General features: G+C 40.6%; 16 protein-coding genes and 1 pseudogene. 12 read left to right on the top strand and 5 right to left on the bottom strand.

The window, feature by feature from the left end:
• From HR060_RS08785 to HR060_RS08775, 3 genes and pseudogenes are all read right to left on the bottom strand, one after another.
• Positions 1–425 (bottom strand): annotated as a pseudogene (locus HR060_RS08785) (IS3 family transposase); the annotation flags it as partial.
• A gap of 120 nt (positions 426–545) precedes the next feature.
• The gene (gene recG / locus HR060_RS08780; protein ID WP_174199924.1) at positions 546–2,627 is read right to left on the bottom strand and encodes an ATP-dependent DNA helicase RecG; all 2,082 of its coding nucleotides are present in this window, start codon (positions 2,625–2,627) and stop codon (positions 546–548) included.
• 70 nt (positions 2,628–2,697) lie between these two features.
• Complete coding sequence (locus HR060_RS08775; RefSeq protein WP_343044198.1) at positions 2,698–3,228, bottom strand: YfiR/HmsC family protein; 531 nt, start codon at positions 3,226–3,228, stop codon at positions 2,698–2,700.
• Positions 3,229–3,474: 246 nt separating this feature from the next.
• Between HR060_RS08775 and HR060_RS08770 the strand changes: the two genes are divergently transcribed.
• From HR060_RS08770 to dtd, 5 genes are all read left to right on the top strand, one after another.
• The gene (locus tag HR060_RS08770; RefSeq protein WP_174199922.1) at positions 3,475–6,141 is read left to right on the top strand and encodes an ATP-binding protein; all 2,667 of its coding nucleotides are present in this window, start codon (positions 3,475–3,477) and stop codon (positions 6,139–6,141) included.
• Between the two features lie 84 nt (positions 6,142–6,225).
• Positions 6,226–7,161, top strand: coding sequence for a Dyp-type peroxidase (locus HR060_RS08765; protein WP_174199932.1), 936 nt, complete (start codon positions 6,226–6,228; stop codon positions 7,159–7,161).
• The gene (locus tag HR060_RS08760) at positions 7,158–8,324 is read left to right on the top strand and encodes a GGDEF domain-containing protein (protein ID WP_174199921.1); all 1,167 of its coding nucleotides are present in this window, start codon (positions 7,158–7,160) and stop codon (positions 8,322–8,324) included. Before HR060_RS08765 ends, HR060_RS08760 begins: the two co-directional genes overlap by 4 nt.
• Positions 8,321–9,277, top strand: a complete 957-nt coding sequence (pip, locus tag HR060_RS08755; protein ID WP_174199920.1) for a prolyl aminopeptidase — start codon at positions 8,321–8,323, stop codon at positions 9,275–9,277. The genes HR060_RS08760 and pip overlap by 4 nt, the downstream gene beginning before the upstream one ends.
• 49 nt (positions 9,278–9,326) lie before the next feature.
• Entirely contained in the window at positions 9,327–9,764 is a 438-nt protein-coding gene (dtd, locus tag HR060_RS08750) for a D-aminoacyl-tRNA deacylase (protein ID WP_174199919.1), read from the top strand.
• Here dtd and HR060_RS08745 read toward each other — a convergent pair.
• The gene (locus HR060_RS08745; RefSeq protein ID WP_174199918.1) at positions 9,761–10,675 is read right to left on the bottom strand and encodes a hypothetical protein; all 915 of its coding nucleotides are present in this window, start codon (positions 10,673–10,675) and stop codon (positions 9,761–9,763) included. The two genes, dtd and HR060_RS08745, sit on opposite strands and share 4 nt — an antisense overlap.
• A gap of 151 nt (positions 10,676–10,826) precedes the next feature.
• Here HR060_RS08745 and tatA point away from each other — a divergent pair, with 151 nt between their 5' ends.
• The 6 genes from tatA to hemB all read left to right on the top strand — a co-directional run bounded on the left by tatA (position 10,827) and on the right by hemB (position 15,539).
• The gene (gene tatA / locus HR060_RS08740; protein ID WP_174199917.1) at positions 10,827–11,063 is read left to right on the top strand and encodes a twin-arginine translocase TatA/TatE family subunit; all 237 of its coding nucleotides are present in this window, start codon (positions 10,827–10,829) and stop codon (positions 11,061–11,063) included.
• A gap of 6 nt (positions 11,064–11,069) precedes the next feature.
• Positions 11,070–11,387 carry a Sec-independent protein translocase protein TatB gene (gene tatB / locus HR060_RS08735; protein ID WP_174199916.1) on the top strand — a complete coding sequence of 106 codons (318 nt, stop codon included), beginning with the start codon at positions 11,070–11,072 and terminating at the stop codon, positions 11,385–11,387.
• A 6-nt stretch (positions 11,388–11,393) separates the two neighbouring features.
• Positions 11,394–12,179 carry a twin-arginine translocase subunit TatC gene (gene tatC / locus HR060_RS08730; protein WP_174199915.1) on the top strand — a complete coding sequence of 262 codons (786 nt, stop codon included), beginning with the start codon at positions 11,394–11,396 and terminating at the stop codon, positions 12,177–12,179.
• 74 nt (positions 12,180–12,253) lie between these two features.
• Positions 12,254–13,051, top strand: a complete 798-nt coding sequence (locus tag HR060_RS08725; protein WP_174199914.1) for a TatD family hydrolase — start codon at positions 12,254–12,256, stop codon at positions 13,049–13,051.
• A gap of 1 nt (position 13,052) precedes the next feature.
• Entirely contained in the window at positions 13,053–14,495 is a 1,443-nt protein-coding gene (locus HR060_RS08720; RefSeq protein WP_174199913.1) for a sensor domain-containing diguanylate cyclase, read from the top strand.
• A 33-nt stretch (positions 14,496–14,528) separates the two neighbouring features.
• Positions 14,529–15,539, top strand: a complete 1,011-nt coding sequence (gene hemB / locus HR060_RS08715; protein WP_343044197.1) for a porphobilinogen synthase — start codon at positions 14,529–14,531, stop codon at positions 15,537–15,539.
• A 50-nt stretch (positions 15,540–15,589) separates the two neighbouring features.
• Here hemB and HR060_RS08710 read toward each other — a convergent pair whose 3' ends face one another.
• Positions 15,590–16,534 carry a bifunctional GNAT family N-acetyltransferase/hotdog fold thioesterase gene (locus HR060_RS08710; protein WP_174199912.1) on the bottom strand — a complete coding sequence of 315 codons (945 nt, stop codon included), beginning with the start codon at positions 16,532–16,534 and terminating at the stop codon, positions 15,590–15,592.
• A 104-nt stretch (positions 16,535–16,638) separates the two neighbouring features.
• Between HR060_RS08710 and HR060_RS08705 the strand changes: the two genes are divergently transcribed.
• Complete coding sequence (locus tag HR060_RS08705; protein WP_174199911.1) at positions 16,639–17,259, top strand: spermidine synthase; 621 nt, start codon at positions 16,639–16,641, stop codon at positions 17,257–17,259.
• Positions 17,260–17,335 lie beyond the last annotated feature (76 nt).

Below are 17,335 nucleotides of genomic sequence, written 5' to 3'. Positions count from 1 at the left end.
GAGATAACGACAAGCTCTACTGACAGATAGCTTGGTTATGTTTTTTTCTTCAATAACGCGTTGCGTTGCTTTTTTGTGATACGTACTCCGAAATCTTTATCAAGTACATCGACTATCGTTTCAAAGAATTGTGCTTTTATCTTGGTATCTTCTAGCTCTTTTTCGAGGGCTTTGATTTTTTGCTCGGGTGTTAAATCATTGGGTTTAGACATAAGGGGAAGCTCATTCATATGATTGGGTGTACCTTTACTCCAATCTAGTTGACCATACCGGCTAAGCCAAGTTAAAACGGTTGAAGCCCCTTGTATTCCATAGTGGTTTTGAGCTTGTTTGTAAGTACATTCGCCTTTTTCTACTTTATCAACGACAGATAGTTTAAAGGCAAGTGAATAATCTTTTTGTGTACGCTTAGTTGTTGGTTTCATTATCTTCTCCAAATTGAAGTTGGAAAAGTGTCAACCTTATTCAGGACGGGTCAGTTTGTTGAAAAAAAGCGGCTTTTAGCCGCTTTTTTTGTATCTGTATTTTGTTCCTTTTAACTCAATTTAAGCATGTGAATAAACCGACTTGTCGCCTATCCAGCGCTGAATGAGTTTAGGTGCTAGTTCTGAATGTTGGGTTTGAATGTGCTGCGCTAAATTTCTTGCTTGCGGTATTAAAGCTGCATCTCTTAATAAATCAGCCACGCGAAAACTCATATCACCGGTTTGTCGAGTACCGAGTAATTCACCCGGGCCTCTAATCTCAAGATCGCGCTGAGCAATGTAAAAGCCATCATTACTTTCTCTCATCACACTCAGGCGAGTTTGTGCCACTTGAGAAAGAGGTTGATGATACATTAACAAGCAGTGACTTGCCGTTGCTCCTCGACCGACACGACCTCTAAGCTGATGTAATTGAGATAAGCCCAAGCGTTCTGGGTTCTCGATGATCATTAAGCTGGCATTGGGTACATCGACACCGACTTCTATCACTGTTGTGGCCACTAATAAATCCATGTTGGCACTTTTAAATTCATCCATGACTTGCTGTTTTTCACCCGCTTTCATTCTGCCGTGCACTAAGCCAATAGATAAATCAGGCAACAGTTCTTTAAGCTGCACTGCGGTATCTTCTGCTGCTTGGCACTGCAGTGCTTCTGATTCTTCAATTAAGGTACAAACCCAGTAAACTTGGCGCTTATCTTCAATACAGGCTTTTTTGACTTTTGCAATGACTTCATCTCTTCGTGAGTCAGGTAAAGCAACAGTGGTAACCGGTGTTCGCCCAGGTGGTAATTCATCAATAACAGATGTCATTAAATCAGCATAAGCCGTCATGGCTAAAGTTCGAGGAATAGGGGTGGCCGTCATAAAGAGTTGGTGAGGGTATTGACCATTCACTTCACCTTTTTCTCTTAATGTTAGTCGTTGTTGTACACCAAACCTGTGCTGCTCATCGACAATAACAAAGGCGAGGTTTTCATAATTTACACCTTCTTGAAACAAAGCATGAGTACCGACAATCATTTTACTCTCACCTGATGCAATTCGCTCAAGTGCTTCTCTTTTTTGTTTCGCGGTGAGTTTCCCTGCTAGCCAGTCTACTTTGATACCTAACGGAGTTAACCAATTAGCAAAATTAACGGCGTGCTGCTCAGCTAAAATTTCTGTTGGTGCCATTAATGCAACTTGCTTGTTTTGAGCTAAAACAGAAAGCGAAGCAAGTAACGCGACAAGTGTTTTCCCCGAACCAACATCACCTTGGACAAGGCGCATCATAGGTTGATTGAGCTGCATGTCACTTTGTATTTCTGCAGCGACTCGCTTTTGAGCGGCAGTGGGGGAAAAAGGTAGCTGTGCTAAAAATTGCTCGATCAGCTCATTGGCAATTTCTATCGCATGGGCCTGATGGCTTTGAGTTTTGGCTCTAAGTGCCAACATACTCAAGTTATGGCCGACTAGCTCTTCTAATGCCAGCCTTTGTTGCGCGGGGTGAACACCCATTTCTAAATCGGCAAGTGAAACTTCTGGAGTGGGGCGGTGCAAGGTTCTAATGGCATCGGCTAAAGTTAGATTCTCGGGTACAAGCTCTTTTGGCAGTAATTCTGATAAGTTATTGGATCTGAGTTTATCCAATGCTTGATCGGTTAGTTTGCGCCAACTCGTTTGTTTAAAGCCCTCTGTCGAAGGGTAAACAGGGGTTAAATGCTCGTCTAAATCACTGTTTTTTTTACTATCAGTAAATTTGTAATCTGGGTGGATAATTTGCCAACCTCGCGCCCCGCGTTTTATTTCTCCAAATGCTCTAATTTCTCGACCTACTGTCATCTGGTTTTTTTGATTGGCATTGAAGTTAAAAAACTTCAGCTCTATTGAGCCCGTACCATCGCTGATGCGACAGTTCAACATTCGTCGTTTGCCAAAAATGACATCACATTTATCTATCGTGCCTTGCACGCTGGTATGTAACTCTGGCAGTAAATCGGCAATGGGGTAAATACGCGTTCTATCTTCATATCTGAGAGGAAAATGAAAAAGTAAATCTTCAACAGAGTGAATAGAAAGGTGAGCCAGCTTTTCGGCTAATTTCGGGCCAACACCAGAAAGTTGACTGACAGATGTGTTAGCTAGTTGCGTGAGGCTCATTCGCTTATTATGATTATTTATACAGTTGTTTGGCAGTATAGACTAAAGCCAACACTGGGTGCAATAAGCCTTATTGAAAGGTTTTAACCACTTGTAGGATATTTTGTTCCCACTTCAAACCTGAGGTTAACGAGGTCGTTAAATTCAAATAAAACTGAGGTTTTCCTTTTTCTACACCTATACCTAAAGTAATGCCTTTTTGTACAAAATTGGCCTTGCCGGTCGCGATGATCACACCATGAGTATTGGCATAATCGATCGCTTCTTTGATCCGTTTATTATCGTTAACGTAGATTAGGTCGAATGCTTTTCCAGGGATTTTATTGCCTAATACAACGTTGCTAAAGCTAACACCTGATTGCTGGGCTTGAGCTAACCTTGAAAACGCATCAAACATGCTGGCATCGTCAAGTACAAATACACTTAAGGAAGACTTCTCTTTTAGTTGTCTCTCGTAAATAAGGATTTTAGACAACAAGACAGCTTGAAGTTCATGGGGGAGTTCTGCGGCGGAAAGTTTAGTAAAAGGTAAAAGCAAGCAGCAAGCTATCAGGTAGCCTGCAAAAATCCTTTTAACCTTCTTTATGCTAATCGTTAGCACACTAACACCTTTTCCAGTAACGCCTTTTGACGAATTAACCAAATCATAACACTTTTTTATCGATTGCCTAAACAGCAAATAACGTATTTTGCGATAATTTTACTCGCAAAAAATGGAGTAATTATGGATGTCTGCACATCTATTCTTATCAGATACTTAACTATTTTTTATACTTAGGTATGATTAATTGAAGATCACAATAAAAATAACCGGCAAAATGGAATACTGACTGGTAATAAAAGAAAAATGAAACAAAGTAAGCTCAGTTACAAATTATTAAAGTTCGTTATCCCCCTCGTGATAGCGCCGCTGATTTTACTTGGTTTATCGGCCTTATATTTTGCTCAACAATCTGGGGATAACAAGGCTAGAGTACTGGTTAGCAACCACGTTGAGCACGAATCACAAAAACTTAATCACTACATTGAAACGTATTCAAATACCATTTCGTTATTGTCTTGGTCACCCGTTCTTGAACGTTTTTTATATACCCACCACCAAAATGAAGATGTTTTAGGTGAGTTACTGGCGGTATTTTCCAGCTACAGTCAAGCTTACCCAGATATCAAAAGTATCGAGTTATTAAACTTAACCGGGCAAAATGTTGCTTTTTTTAGCTCAGATTTATTTGCTGAATCTTCATTCGATATTTTGCAACCCGGATTGGCCCAAATAAAAGGGGGGCAAGGGGTTTATGTTTATCAGTTTGAACAACAAAACCGAGTCTTTTTTATCCAAAAAGTAGGCTTGCTCAACCTTAAACAGCAGAAACGATTACCTTGGGGGTATTTAATTTTTGAATTAAATACTCAATTTATTCAAAGCACTTTAGATGAAAAAGTTTCTGCTTCGAGTATTAATTTTATTTACGACGCCAAGGGTAATATTTTGATGAGTTCGAGTAATGGACTGATTAATAAGACGCTTTCTAAACGTGACTTGGATTACCTGACGACCTCTGCTATTTACGATATTTCTAATCAGCGAAAAATAGAACTGTTATCGCCTGATGTCTTTGTTTACGACACTCACCCTTTAGTTGATGGCTTGTTTTACTTTTCAGGTACCGAACATTCTGCGCTATATCAATCGGCAAAGCGGGTGAGTATTACGACGTTATTACTTATTTTAGTAAGTATTATTTTAACGCCTAGCTTGATTTTTATCGTTGTACGCCGGTTGTTGTTAACACCAGTACAAACACTTGCTCAGGCCAGTCAAAGTATCGGTCGCGGTGATTTTGACGTGAAATTAAAAACTGAGAGCCAGGACGAATTGGCATCTTTGTATCAAGATTTCAATCTAATGGTTGAGCAGCTAAAGAGCTACCGCGGTCGCTTAGAAGACTATCAACAGCATCTCGAAGAGAAGGTGACACAAAGAACGCTGGATTTAAAACAAACTAATATTGATTTGATTGCCGCTATCGATGAAGCTGAAAAAGCGAATCAAATGAAAAGTCGATTTTTAGCGAATATGAGTCATGAAATTCGTACCCCACTGACTGCTATTATTGGCTTTACTGAACAGCTTCTTTCTAATAAGCAACTCGCATCAACGCCGAATGATCAAATTTCAGATGAAACAGAACACCTTGCAACTGTACTCAGAAACAGTGGCCACTTACTTGATTTGATTAATAACATTTTAGATTTATCTAAAATTGAAGCTGAAAAACTAGCGGTGGAGCTTGAGCCGGTTAACACATTTGATTTTGTCAGTGATATAGAGGCTATTTTACAAGAGTCAGCAAGACACAAAGCACTTCACTTTGAAGTTAACTATCACTTTCCTCTGCCTGAATTTATCAACTCTGATTACACTCGGTTAAAACAAATTTTACTCAACATCGGTACTAACGCGATTAAATTTACTCACCAAGGGTTAGTGAAAATCGATATTTATGCTGACTCATTAAATAACCAAGTCGAGTTTAAAGTCACCGATACTGGCATTGGCATGTCTGAGCAGGTGCTTAGTCGTATTTTTAAACCATTTGAGCAGGCCGACTCCAGTACAACCCGGCTATATGGTGGTACGGGGTTAGGGCTTTGTATTTCACATAAACTAGCAAGTTTATTAAATGGTGATATTCAGGTTCAAAGTGAGCCAGGTGAAGGTAGCTGTTTTACAATTTCGCTAAATACTAACTTACCCAATGAGCAAGTCAGTTGGCTATTCACTAAACCGCTTTATTCAATCTCTGAAAACTTACCAGTACTGGAGACGGGTAAAAGTTGTAGCGGGCGCATTTTGTTAGCAGAGGACAACAAAGATAACCAAGCTCTCATCAAGCTGATGTTAGGGCAACAAGATATAGAACTCGACATTGTTGAAAACGGTGAGTTAGCCGTTGAAGCTTGCTTATTAAACGAATATGACTTGGTGCTGATGGATATGCAAATGCCTGTTATGGGCGGGTTAGAAGCGACTAGTATGATCCGAGATGCAGGTGTTGATATTCCAATTATTGCGCTAACGGCTAATGTGATGAAAGATGATTTAGCCCAGTATTTTGCGAGCGGTTGCGACGATACTATTGCCAAGCCCATCGATCAAAGTGTCTTTTATAAGAAAATTGCCAACTACCTGTCGCAAATGGATGACCATTGTGAATTATCAGAAAAAATAACTCAAAGTGATGCTTATCAGGAAATTAAAACCACATTTATCAATAACATTCCTGAACATTTAGCGAATTTACAACAAGCAAAACAAGATGCAAACTGGAGTGAATTGATTAGCCGTTGTCATCTCATTAAGGGATGTGCGGGAAGCTTTGGTTTTAATGCGCTATCTAAACACGCTGCGGAGTTAGAAAGTGTGGCTAAAAATCAAAAAGTGAGTTTAATCGATAGCCATTATCGTTATTTAAAACAAGCACTTGAGGATGCTTACCAAACTAAATCATAATATCGATATAGGGAAAAGTTGGAATAAATCCATATTTTTTACCAAACTGTATTGAATACAATGTGTTAGCCCATCCGGAGAATCATATCTTTGATTAATTTACATCGTTGCCAACAAGGCATTCTTGCTGAATCAAATTTACATAGTTTGTATTTGATGTTTAATTTGAAAACAGAAGAAGTGGATGAAGTTAAACAGCAACTTGCATGTTTTCAGGGAATGATTAATGAGTTCAGCGAAGAGTATTCAGAGAGTGAGCTTTCCGCTTTTATTGCTATCGGTGCACTTGCTTGGGATAACCTTTTCCCTAATGCTCGACCAAGGGAATTAATGGCTTTTCCACAATTTGAAAATGCTAAATATCCCGTCCCAGATACCCCCGCCGATTTATTTGTTCACATTCGCTCAGATAGAGCCGACGTTAATCACCTCGTTGGCACACATGTCTGTGAGCTATTTGCCGATAAGGTCATGTTAGTTGAACAAGTAAAGGGGTTTCGCTATCTCGATGGCCGAGATCTAACGGGCTTTGTTGACGGTACTGAAAATCCACATGGGGAACACCGCCGCGCTGTCGCTTTGGTATCTCGTGAGCAAGATGAGGTTTTTGCTGGTGGTAGTTATATTCATACCCAGAGGTATCGCCATAGCATGCACATGTGGAATGAACTTCCCACTAAGCAGCAAGAGGATATTGTTGGTCGCACCAAAGTCGAGAACATCGAATATAAATCTGCAGACAAACCGCCTTGTGCTCATATTAAACGAGCCAACATTAAAGATGAACAAGGTAAGAGCATTGAAATTTTAAGGCAATCTATGCCTTACGGCACAATGCGTCACCAAGGTTTGTTTTTTATCTCTTGTGCAAATACACCTACTGCGTTTAACAAAATGTTAGAAAGGATGGTTTGTGTTGATGAACAAGGGCACTATGATCAATTATTAGATTATACTCAAGCCGAGACTGGGGCTGCCTTTTTCGCTCCTTCGATTGACTTTCTAAGACAGTATTTATGACGTATTCGACATTAGGCAGTTTTATGGCCATTGCCGGCATGTTTTTTTTGCTAGCTGGTGCCATTCATCTTTTAAATTCAAACTTCGTTAAAGATAAAGCATCTACCTATTTTAAATATTACTTTATAGGCTTGATGCTTTTTTGGTTTTTACGTGCCTCTGAAAATATGGCTTTGCAATATTCAGGCGCGATGACGTCTCTGATTGCTATGGTCTTTTTAACCTTAGGTGTGTATTCAAGAGAAGGTAAGGCCATCAATCAATGGTTATTGTGGGGCACGGCAACGTTTAGCGCTGCATTCATGGCATTGCACTTTATTATTCCAATAGACGCTTTTTGGGTCTTGTGCTCTGGTGCTGTTTTTTTTGTGCCAATTCCATTACTCACCGCTTATCGAGCTTGGCACCGCAAGCCAAATAATAACTTTGCCGATAAAGGCTTAGCCTTTTTTATTTTTGCCTTTGTTGTTGCCTACTTATTCAGGCTTATTTTGTCTTATCACTCAGACGACTTTAATCAATTTTCTTGGGCTTTTTGGCAGTTCTTTATGCCTCTAATTTCTATGGGCGTGGGCATTAATATCTTAGTGAGTTACCTATTAGAAGCGCAGCAAAAACTGCAACAAGCCGTTATTCGCGACCCTTTAACTGGGTTACTCAACCGTCGTGGTTTTGAGGAAGCGACGCGTTCTCAACTGGCATTATTGTCTCGTAAAAGTCTTGATGGGGCGTTGATTGTTTTAGATATTGATCACTTTAAACGTTTAAATGACACTTTTGGTCATGCTGCGGGGGATCGGGCTCTGATTGATTTATCCAACATTTTAGTTGAGCAAACGCGAGAAAATGACGTTGTTGTTCGAAATGGTGGAGAGGAATTTGTTATCTTTTTACCTGAGCTTGATGAGCTGCAAGCTGCAAATGTTGCTGAGCGAATTCGTTTAGCAATTGCTGCGCATCAAGTGGTATTTCAGCAGAAAGTCATTAACATGACGGCCAGTTTTGGTGTACTGAGCGACAAAGCTGAAAACATCGATATTAAGCTAAGCTTAGATCAGGTTGATCAGGCCTTGTATCAAGCTAAAAGAACAGGGCGAGATCGGGTTATTAAAGTATCTGAGCTCGCTATTGAAACCGCCCCCAATGTAGAGAAAATTAGATGATTTACCCTGAGATTCAGCCTTTTAATATCGAGTGGTTAACGGTATCAGGGGGGCATTCAATTTATCTCGAACAAAGTGGTAACCCAGATGGTATCCCGGTCGTTTACTTACACGGTGGGCCAGGTGGAGCTAGCTCTCCTTTTGTAAGACGTATGTTTGACCCCGAAAAGTATCACATAGTACTTTTTGATCAACGAGGCTGTGGTCAATCTCAACCTTTTTGCCAGCTAACTGATAATACCACTGACGATTTAATTGCTGACATCGAGCTGATTCGTCAGCATTTAAACATAAAAAGCTGGTTGGTTACTGGCGGGTCATGGGGTACAACCTTAGCACTGCTTTATGCGCAAGCTTACCCTCAGTATGTTAAGGCGCTATTGTTAAGAGGCATTTTCTTATCTAGACAGCAAGACTATGACTGGCTTTATCACCCAGAAGGTGGCGCAGCTAGGCTATTTCCTGACTTTTACCAAGACTTTATTAAAACCATTGGCCAGCCCTCATCGACTCAAAACTTGTTGAGTCAGTACCTCGAATTGTTGACGAGTAAAAATGAGCTGGCGCAGATGCAAGCCGCGCGCAGTTGGTGCTTATGGGAAACAAGAATATCTAAGTTAAATCCGTCGCCACAAGCTGAGCAAGAAGTTGCAGATAGGCATATTTGTTTACCTATGGCTTTACTTGAAGCGCATTACTTTGCAAATGACAGCTTTATTTTAGCTAATCAGATCATGAGTAATATGGATAAAATTGCGGATATTCCAGCCACAATTATTCACGGTCGCTATGATGCCGTTTGTGATGTCTCTCAGGCCTTTACATTATCCCAAGCGTGGCCTGCGAGTCAGTTGTATATTGTGCCATCAGCAGGACACTCTTTTGGTGAATTACCTATTGCTCAAGCCTTTGTAAAAGGCGCTCAGGCTTTCGCTGAATTTCTCACTGAATAGCTTTATAATCTTCAGCTTTTTTGTGTTAATTCAGTTTGAGGCTTGATAAATGAAAGCATTATTACAGCGTGTAACTCATGCTAATGTTGTCGTCAATGGAGAAACTATCTCTGAAATCAACCAAGGTATTCTCGTTTTATTAGGCGTTGAAAAGGGCGATGATGATGCCAAAGCAAAGCGTTTAGCTGAGCGGGTAGTTGGCTATCGAATGTTCGAAGATGATGCTGGCAAGACAAACCTAAGTGTTGAAGATATCAAAGGTGACATTTTAGTTGTATCACAGTTTACACTGGCTGCTGATACTAAAAAGGGACGTCGCCCTAGCTTTTCTAACGCGGCGTTACCCGAAGAAGCCGATCGTTTATACCAAGTTTTTGTTGAAAAGGTTAAAGAGCTTGGTATTCCCGCCCAGACAGGCCAATTTCAAGCAGATATGAAGGTCAATTTGTTAAACGATGGCCCAATGACGTTTTGGTTAGAAATTTAACGTTTGAATTTGCCTTCTATCCTAAAAGCAATACCAAATGTTTGGTCGAAGTCATTTTTTTCTGGGTAATGTACAAAAGGCTCTACCTCTACAAATAACCATTTTCTCATTGTTTGCCAACGAAAACGCATAAATGCACCTTTGTCTTGTAAATGATAGTTAGACTCAGTAATACCGTTGGCATAAATGCCGTAAATAACGGCATGTTTATCGTTGTATTGGTGGTAGTGTAAAAGGCTGTGACGCCATTTAGTATCTTCTTTATCTTGGATATAACCCCAACTGTTATTGAACTGGAATAAGTTCTCCGCATCATAGCTATATTCGAAGTTACCTGAAAATCGCCATCCCCAGCCTTGGTCAGCGTAGTAATAAAGTGAAGGTTGAAATACGACGTTGGTGTTTTGGGTTGTTTCTATGATGCGTCTATACATCAGTTTCGAGTAGATATCTGGCTCGCTTGCCAAGCCTATGCGCGAGGAAAAGTACTCTTTTTTATTAGATTTATGAACCCAGCGCAATGCAACATTAAAGTCATCTTCGTTTTGTTTGTTGCGATCGTCAATAACTTCATCAGTGATACCTTCTTCTCGATTTTCGTCATAGTCACTGAAAATTAAGTCGACTTTGCGCTCTAAATTAGGCAGGCGAACCCGCAAGCGCACACGTGATTTTATTCGCTCTAAATTCGTTTCTTCAGGTTCCCAAGCTAAGCGGATTTTTGCGTGAACTTTGGTTTTTTCATCATAGATATCGTTTTCATCGAAAAAATCATCAAACCAAAGTGCACTGTTATATAGGCTGTTACTGATGCCTGAATGTAAGTCGTCTAGCCACGAGTATTCAGGCTGCTCTTCTTGTGCAGAAACGGGGAAAACAACAAATGCGAGACAAAGCAGAATCGTGCGCATAAAACCCTTATAGCTATATCAGTTAACAATAAAATCAAAGTATCTAGTGCTAATTTTCAAAATCCTTACCTTTAAGCATACCTTAGGTTAATATGTTTGCTACAATGCGAATGAAAATTAAAGCAAAATTTCGACATCAAGGAGTCCGCTAGTGGGTGGTATCAGTATTTGGCAATTATTAATTATTTTATTAATCGTAGTGCTGGTTTTTGGTTCAAAAAAACTCAGTAGTTTAGGTAAAGATCTTGGCGGTGCTGTTAAGGGCTTCAAAGATGAGCTTGGCAAAGAAGGCGCCGGTGCTGAAAAAAAAGAAGCGGATGCTTTAGAAGAAAAAAGTGCTGAGCAAAAAGACGCTAACTTTAAGCAAGAAAAAGAAAAGGTAGAGTAACCCTCTATGTTTGATATTGGTTTTTGGGAGCTCATGTTTATAGCCATTATTGGCTTGTTGGTACTTGGGCCTGAAAAGCTACCCGGTGCAATACGCTCTGTGACTAGTACTTTTCGCTCGGTAAAGCAAACAGCTAACGCCCTTAAAAGTGAACTGAATCATGAATTAAGGGTTCAAGAGCTGCACAAAAACCTGAAGCAAGCCGAAGAAAAAGGCATGCAAAATCTCACGTCACAAGAATCAAAAGCCATTGCTGAACTAGAAGAAGCAGCTAAATCTGTGACCAACAGCTACAAAAATCCAACGGACTCTGAAAAGCCTTAACCATCTATGACGGCAGAACAACAACCGCTAATTAGTCACCTTATTGAATTAAGAAGTCGTCTGCTACGCATTGTCAGTGCAGTACTCATCATTTTTGTCTGTTTGGTTTATTTTGCCAATGACATTTATCATTGGGTGTCTAAACCACTTCTAGACGTACTGCCTGATTCAACCAGTATGATAGCGACAGGCGTTGCAGCGCCTTTCTTAACGCCTTTTAAACTCACCATGGTGTTGTCATTTTTCATTGCGATCCCTGTTGTCTTACATCAAATATGGGGCTTTACTGCACCTGGCTTATACAAGCATGAAAAACGTTTAATCGCCCCCTTATTAATTTCCTCTTCGTTGCTATTTTATGCCGGTATTGCTTTTGCCTATTTTGTGGTTTTTCCTTTGGCATTTATGTTCTTCACTCAAGTTGCACCAGAAGGTGTAACCATAGCAACTGATATTAGTAGTTACTTAGATTTTGTCCTCAAACTGTTTTTTGCCTTCGGTATCGCTTTTGAAATTCCAGTCGCCATTATTTTGATGGTCTGGGCTGGTATTACCACTACAGATAAACTGGTACAAAAGCGTCCTTATGTTATTGTGGGCGTGTTTGTTGTGGGGATGTTATTAACGCCACCCGATGTTATTTCTCAAACATTACTTGCTCTACCTATGTGGTTCTTGTTCGAGGTTGGGGTGATATGCTCTAAATTCTATCGACCTAGAGAAGAGAATGAGCAGGAAAATACTATACAAGCTGAAGGTGATTCTGCTAATTCAAATGAGCGCGCAGATTAAATAACGCGCTTGTGAACCAAGATTTTTAGCTAACCTTCTAATGAGCATTTTGGAAGGATTCAAGAGTTAATACAGTGAATAAACTTGTTGATATTGGTGTTAATTTAACAAACAGTCGTTTTGATAAAGACCGCCAAGCAGTTATCGAGCAATGCAAGGTAAGTGGCGTTGAAAAAGTTATCGTCACAGGTACCGATCTTACTGAGTCTGTTGCAGCTCAAGCGTTAGCTGCTCAGTACCCCCATCAATTATATAGTACGGCTGGTGTTCACCCGCACGATGCAAAAAGTATCGATGTGGTTGATGATATGTTAGCTCAATTAACCGATTTATACCGACGTGAAGAAGTGGTTGCTATTGGTGAATGTGGTTTGGATTTTAATCGCGACTTTTCACCAAGACCACAGCAACAAGCTATCTTTAAAGCTCAAGTTGAGCTTGCTTGTCAGTTAAACGCACCATTATTTATGCATCAGCGAGATGCTCACGATACTTTTATTGAAATTGTTAAGCCTTTTCGAGAGCAAATTCGCGCCGGGGTGGTACATTGTTTCACTGGAACAGAAACTGAATTAAACGACTATTTAGAGCTTGGCTTTTATATTGGGTTTACTGGTTGGGTTTGTGATGAACGACGCGGACAAGACGTATTAGCGTTAACGCGTCTCGTACCTCAAGATAGGTTGCTGATTGAAACTGATGCACCTTATCTATTACCCCGTAGTTTACGACCTAAACCTAAATCGAGTCGGAATCTTCCGCAATTTTTACCTCACATCCTAGAGACCATCGCGAATCAACGCAATGAATCTATTGATGAACTCGCCGAAGCAACTTGGCATAATAGCCACAGATTATTTGGGTTGGTTTAATATGACGATAAATTTAAGTGCGATGCGCCTTTTGTCCCTAATGGCTATGTTCGTGCCTTTTTTCAGCTTGGCTGAACCTCTCAGTGCTAATCAGCAATTTTTTAGCTCAGGTGTCAATTACGGTTTGTTTTTCGGCTTTATGTTGGCGGTGTTACTGTCTAATACCGTACTGTATTTGATGACAAAGAGTCGCACCTTTATCTATTACACGGGAGTGTTAGCAACGGCATTATTGTTAATTCTTAGCTGGGAGCCTAATCATTCAGGCTATTTGAGTAATAACTGGAGCTGGCTTAAGCAAGATGCCGCACCTAGCTTATTAATGGCGATGTTAGCTTTTACTTTACTTTTTTCCAATCGCTTACTGCATTTTAAAGCAACTGCAATGCTATTTCACAAAGGAGCCCTACTAGGGGTCCTTATACTGACTGTACTTGCAATTTTAGTAACTGTTTTACCCCACACAATCGCATTAAATATTGCTTTTGTAGGTGCTGTGATTTCAGCTCTTTGGTTAGTTGCGGGTATGCTTTATCAAATCAGAACCTTGCAACCTTCATTTAGGCTCTTGATCAGTAAGTTCTATTTAGTGGCTGTACTCTCTAGTAGTTTAGTTTTTGGTTATGTTTATTTAACAGCTGAAAAGCTACCTATGTTATCGGCTTTAATTTCTGGGGTATTCATTCATAGCTTAACTTTGATGATTATCTTAGGTTACGGTTATGGACGTGATAAGCGTATTAAAATTGAAGCGCAAACAGAGGCATTAGAACAAGCAAAACAAGCATCGCAAGCACAGCAGGCTCTACTTGAACTACAACAGTCACAACAAGAAGAGCTTGAAGCGAGTGTACAAGAGCGCACTTTCGAGCTTGAAGTGACTTTGCGTGAGTTGGAAGATAAGAATCGCGAGTTGGAAGAAAAAAATACGCTAGATTCATTAACCGGGCTTCGCAATCGCAGCTACTTTGATAAAAAGTTACTCGCTGAATACCGCCGCTCGCGCCGAGAACAAACTGTGCTGAGCTTAGTAATGTTTGATATTGATCACTTTAAAAACGTTAACGACACATACGGTCACCCAGCAGGTGATGACGTAATTCGAGTCGTGGCTAGCCTTGCCTCACAAGTTGCAAAAAGGCCAACTGATATTGTTTGTCGTTACGGCGGTGAAGAATTTTCGATGATCTTACCTTGTACTGATAGCCCGGGTGCTTATACCATCGCTGAAAAATTAAGAGCTAAGTTGGCAAGCCAACCTATCCACACTTGCGCAGGGCCGATTGATATTACCGTCAGTTTTGGTGTCGCGAGTATGCTAGGCAATCGTCAGCAAAGTGAAGCGAGTCTTCTACAATATGCTGATGATGCATTATATCAGGCCAAAAAGAATGGCCGTGATCAAGTTTGGCTGAGCGAAGAAGCCAACTTAGAAGCTAGCTAACCGTTTTTTTATAATATTCATAGGAGCAAACTTGTGACTTCAAGTATTTTTGCTAACTTTCCTGCGTCTCGAAAACGTCGTATGCGAACTGATGACTTCTCAAGACGCCTAATGGCTGAAAATAAGTTAACGGTTGATGATTTGATTTATCCGGTTTTTGTTTTAGAGGGTAAAAACAAAATCGAGACGGTTGATTCTATGCCAGGTGTTGAAAGAAAATCTATCGACTTGTTACTCAAAGAATGTGAAGAGCTATGCAAACTTGGTATCCCTGCATTGGCTTTATTCCCTGTTACTTCTGCGGATAAAAAATCTCTCAATGCTGAAGCCGCTTATGCTGATGATGGCCTAGCCCAACAGGCAGTACGAGAAATCAAAGCCGCTTTTCCTGAGTTAGGCGTGATTACTGATGTCGCACTAGATCCTTTCACGTCACATGGGCAGGATGGCTTAATTGATGAAAATGGCTATGTACTTAATGATGAAACAACTGACGTTTTAGTGCGTCAGGCTTTATCTCACGCAGAGGCTGGTGCTGATGTTATTGCGCCATCAGATATGATGGACGGTCGCATTGGCGCTATTCGCCAAGCGTTAGAAGCACAAGGTCATATCAAAGCCAAAATTCTCGCGTATTCAGCTAAATATGCTTCAAGTTACTACGGCCCATTCAGAGACGCAGTCGGCTCTGCTGGTAACTTAAAAGGCGGTAATAAATTTAGCTATCAGATGGACCCAGCTAACTTAGATGAAGCAATTCATGAAGTAGCACAAGATATCAGTGAAGGTGCTGACATGGTGATGGTTAAGCCTGGTATGCCTTATCTTGATGTGGTTAGACGTGTTAAAGATACCTTTGCTGTCCCAACTTTTGCTTATCAAGTGTCTGGTGAGTATGCGATGCACAAGGCCGCAATTAATAATGGTTGGCTTGCAGAACAAGCATGTGTGCTTGAATCACTATTAGCATTTAAGCGTGCAGGTGCCGATGGCATTTTAACTTACTTTGCCAAAGATGCGGCTAAGTGGTTAAAGCAAGGCTAATTAACCAAAACAGTAAAAAGGCGAACACTTAAGTTCGCCTTTTTTATCGATTATCCTTCAGTGGTTTCTTGCTCTAGCTCAGTGAGTAAAGATTGTTGTTTACTCGGTAACACAACGTAAATACCTTCGAACTCTGCTACGGGTAGATCGCCATCTAATATATTCACCAACAGCTTGATACGTGTTTTGCGCCCTTTTCTCAACGCTTGTAATTTCCCTATTACTGAAGCACTGTGGCAGATAGCTTTTGGCTCACTCGTAATCGGCTTGTGATAATGTATGTTGCCATCACCAAGGACGATTTCACCTTCCAAGCCATTTTCTTTTAGCATTAAGAAAATCATCCCCCAACCAGTTAGCGTGGCTTGTGAGTAAATAGAACCTGCAAACATGGTTCCGTGCAAGTTTAAGTTGGCGTTTAAGGCTGCGCGTGTTTCAAATAAATGTCCGGTGTATTGGTGTACCTTGATCCCCATTAAATGGGCAACGGGAATTTCATCATCCCAGGTTTTTTGTAACTGCTGACACCACTTCGGGTGGCGTAAAAAATGTGAACAGACTTCAATAGGTTTAATCATTTGGCAGCGGGCAATACCACCTTCTTCATCAGGCGCTTCACCTGTCATATTGTAGCCGCACTTTTCGTAAAAGCCTATGGAATCTTCTCTGGCAAAAAGAACTGCGCGTTTGACCCGCATTTGATGAGCAGCTTCCTCTAAAGCCGACATCAACAGCGACCCTAAGCCTTGTCCACGGTAGTCAGGTAACACAGCGGTATGCCTGATTTGAACTTCATCTGCATTACTCAGATGCATGCGCGCAACAGCTAAGATAGCGCCATCATCGTTACAAATCATTCTATGCTCAGAAAGGCTGTCGTACTCGTCTTTTTCTGAGCCTAGAGGAAGGTTTAAAGGTGCGCGTAATAATTGCCATCTAAATTGGTAGTAAGCAGCAAACTCTTGCTCTGTTTTTGGTTTTATTATTCGATACATAAGCAAATACGTGCTTTAATCAACTCAAAGATATCCAGAGATTAACTGCAAATATAGTGCTTGTCGACCTGAAAAAAAGCTTAGCAAATGGCCAACTTGTGGCCATGTCTAAAGAAAATGATGCGCGTTGGCAAGTGTACGAAAATGAGAATTACCTCTGGCTTACGCTCAATTCCACTGTTCAATCTGTGATGGATAAAACGCAACATGCAGCGTTGACCTTTCCCCACCAAGCCTATTTAGCCAGTGCGCTAATTGATTTACCAGCTAAAGCTGAGATCCTGGAGTTAGGTTTGGGTGGTGGTACAAACGCAAGGTTTTTACAGTCGCGCTTTACTGATGCTCATATCAAAATTATCGAAAAAAGTGGTAAGGTGATTGAGCTGTTTGAGCGTTATTTTAACCCCGAGCGGCAGACGTTTACTCTAATTCACCAAGATGGTCCGTTTTACCTCGCACATACAAAGCTGCAGTTTGATTTAATATTAAGTGACTTATACAGCCACCAAGCTTCAGCAATGAACTTTTTGACTGAAACCTACCTCAATCACTTAATTGATAGGCTTAATAACCAAGGGTATTTATATATCAATATGATGCCTGAAACCCTATTTGACGTTGAGTTGGTTAAAGCCATGCTTTGCAACTTTGAACTTGAACTTTTACACGTCAGCAAAATAAAAGGCTATCGCAATCACATTTTGTTGGCGCAAAAAATGGCTTAGTGCTAGTAAACTGCTGCTGGAATATCACTTTTATAAACAAGAATTTGGACTAGTATTGAACAGGTAGACTGACCAA

This window comes from Marinifaba aquimaris (assembly GCF_013328345.1).
In the GTDB taxonomy this organism is placed as follows: domain Bacteria; phylum Pseudomonadota; class Gammaproteobacteria; order Enterobacterales; family Alteromonadaceae; genus Marinifaba; species Marinifaba aquimaris.
Note: the sequence above shows the minus strand (reverse complement) of the source record. Positions and strands in the feature narration are given on the sequence as shown.

Bases quoted from the DNA above. Each gene is read 5' to 3' on its own strand.
- HR060_RS08760 (WP_174199921.1), top strand. From the start codon at position 7,158: ATGACGTATTCGACATTAGGCAGTTTTATGGCCATTGCCGGCATGTTT.
- recG (WP_174199924.1), bottom strand. From the start codon at position 2,627: ATGAGCCTCACGCAACTAGCTAACACATCTGTCAGTCAACTTTCTGGT.
- tatC (WP_174199915.1), top strand. From the start codon at position 11,394: ATGACGGCAGAACAACAACCGCTAATTAGTCACCTTATTGAATTAAGA.
- pip (WP_174199920.1), top strand. From the start codon at position 8,321: ATGATTTACCCTGAGATTCAGCCTTTTAATATCGAGTGGTTAACGGTA.
- dtd (WP_174199919.1), top strand. From the start codon at position 9,327: ATGAAAGCATTATTACAGCGTGTAACTCATGCTAATGTTGTCGTCAAT.
- HR060_RS08720 (WP_174199913.1), top strand. From the start codon at position 13,053: ATGACGATAAATTTAAGTGCGATGCGCCTTTTGTCCCTAATGGCTATG.
- HR060_RS08745 (WP_174199918.1), bottom strand. From the start codon at position 10,675: ATGCGCACGATTCTGCTTTGTCTCGCATTTGTTGTTTTCCCCGTTTCT.
- HR060_RS08710 (WP_174199912.1), bottom strand. From the start codon at position 16,534: ATGTATCGAATAATAAAACCAAAAACAGAGCAAGAGTTTGCTGCTTAC.
- tatB (WP_174199916.1), top strand. From the start codon at position 11,070: ATGTTTGATATTGGTTTTTGGGAGCTCATGTTTATAGCCATTATTGGC.
- HR060_RS08770 (WP_174199922.1), top strand. From the start codon at position 3,475: ATGAAACAAAGTAAGCTCAGTTACAAATTATTAAAGTTCGTTATCCCC.
- HR060_RS08705 (WP_174199911.1), top strand. From the start codon at position 16,639: ATGTCTAAAGAAAATGATGCGCGTTGGCAAGTGTACGAAAATGAGAAT.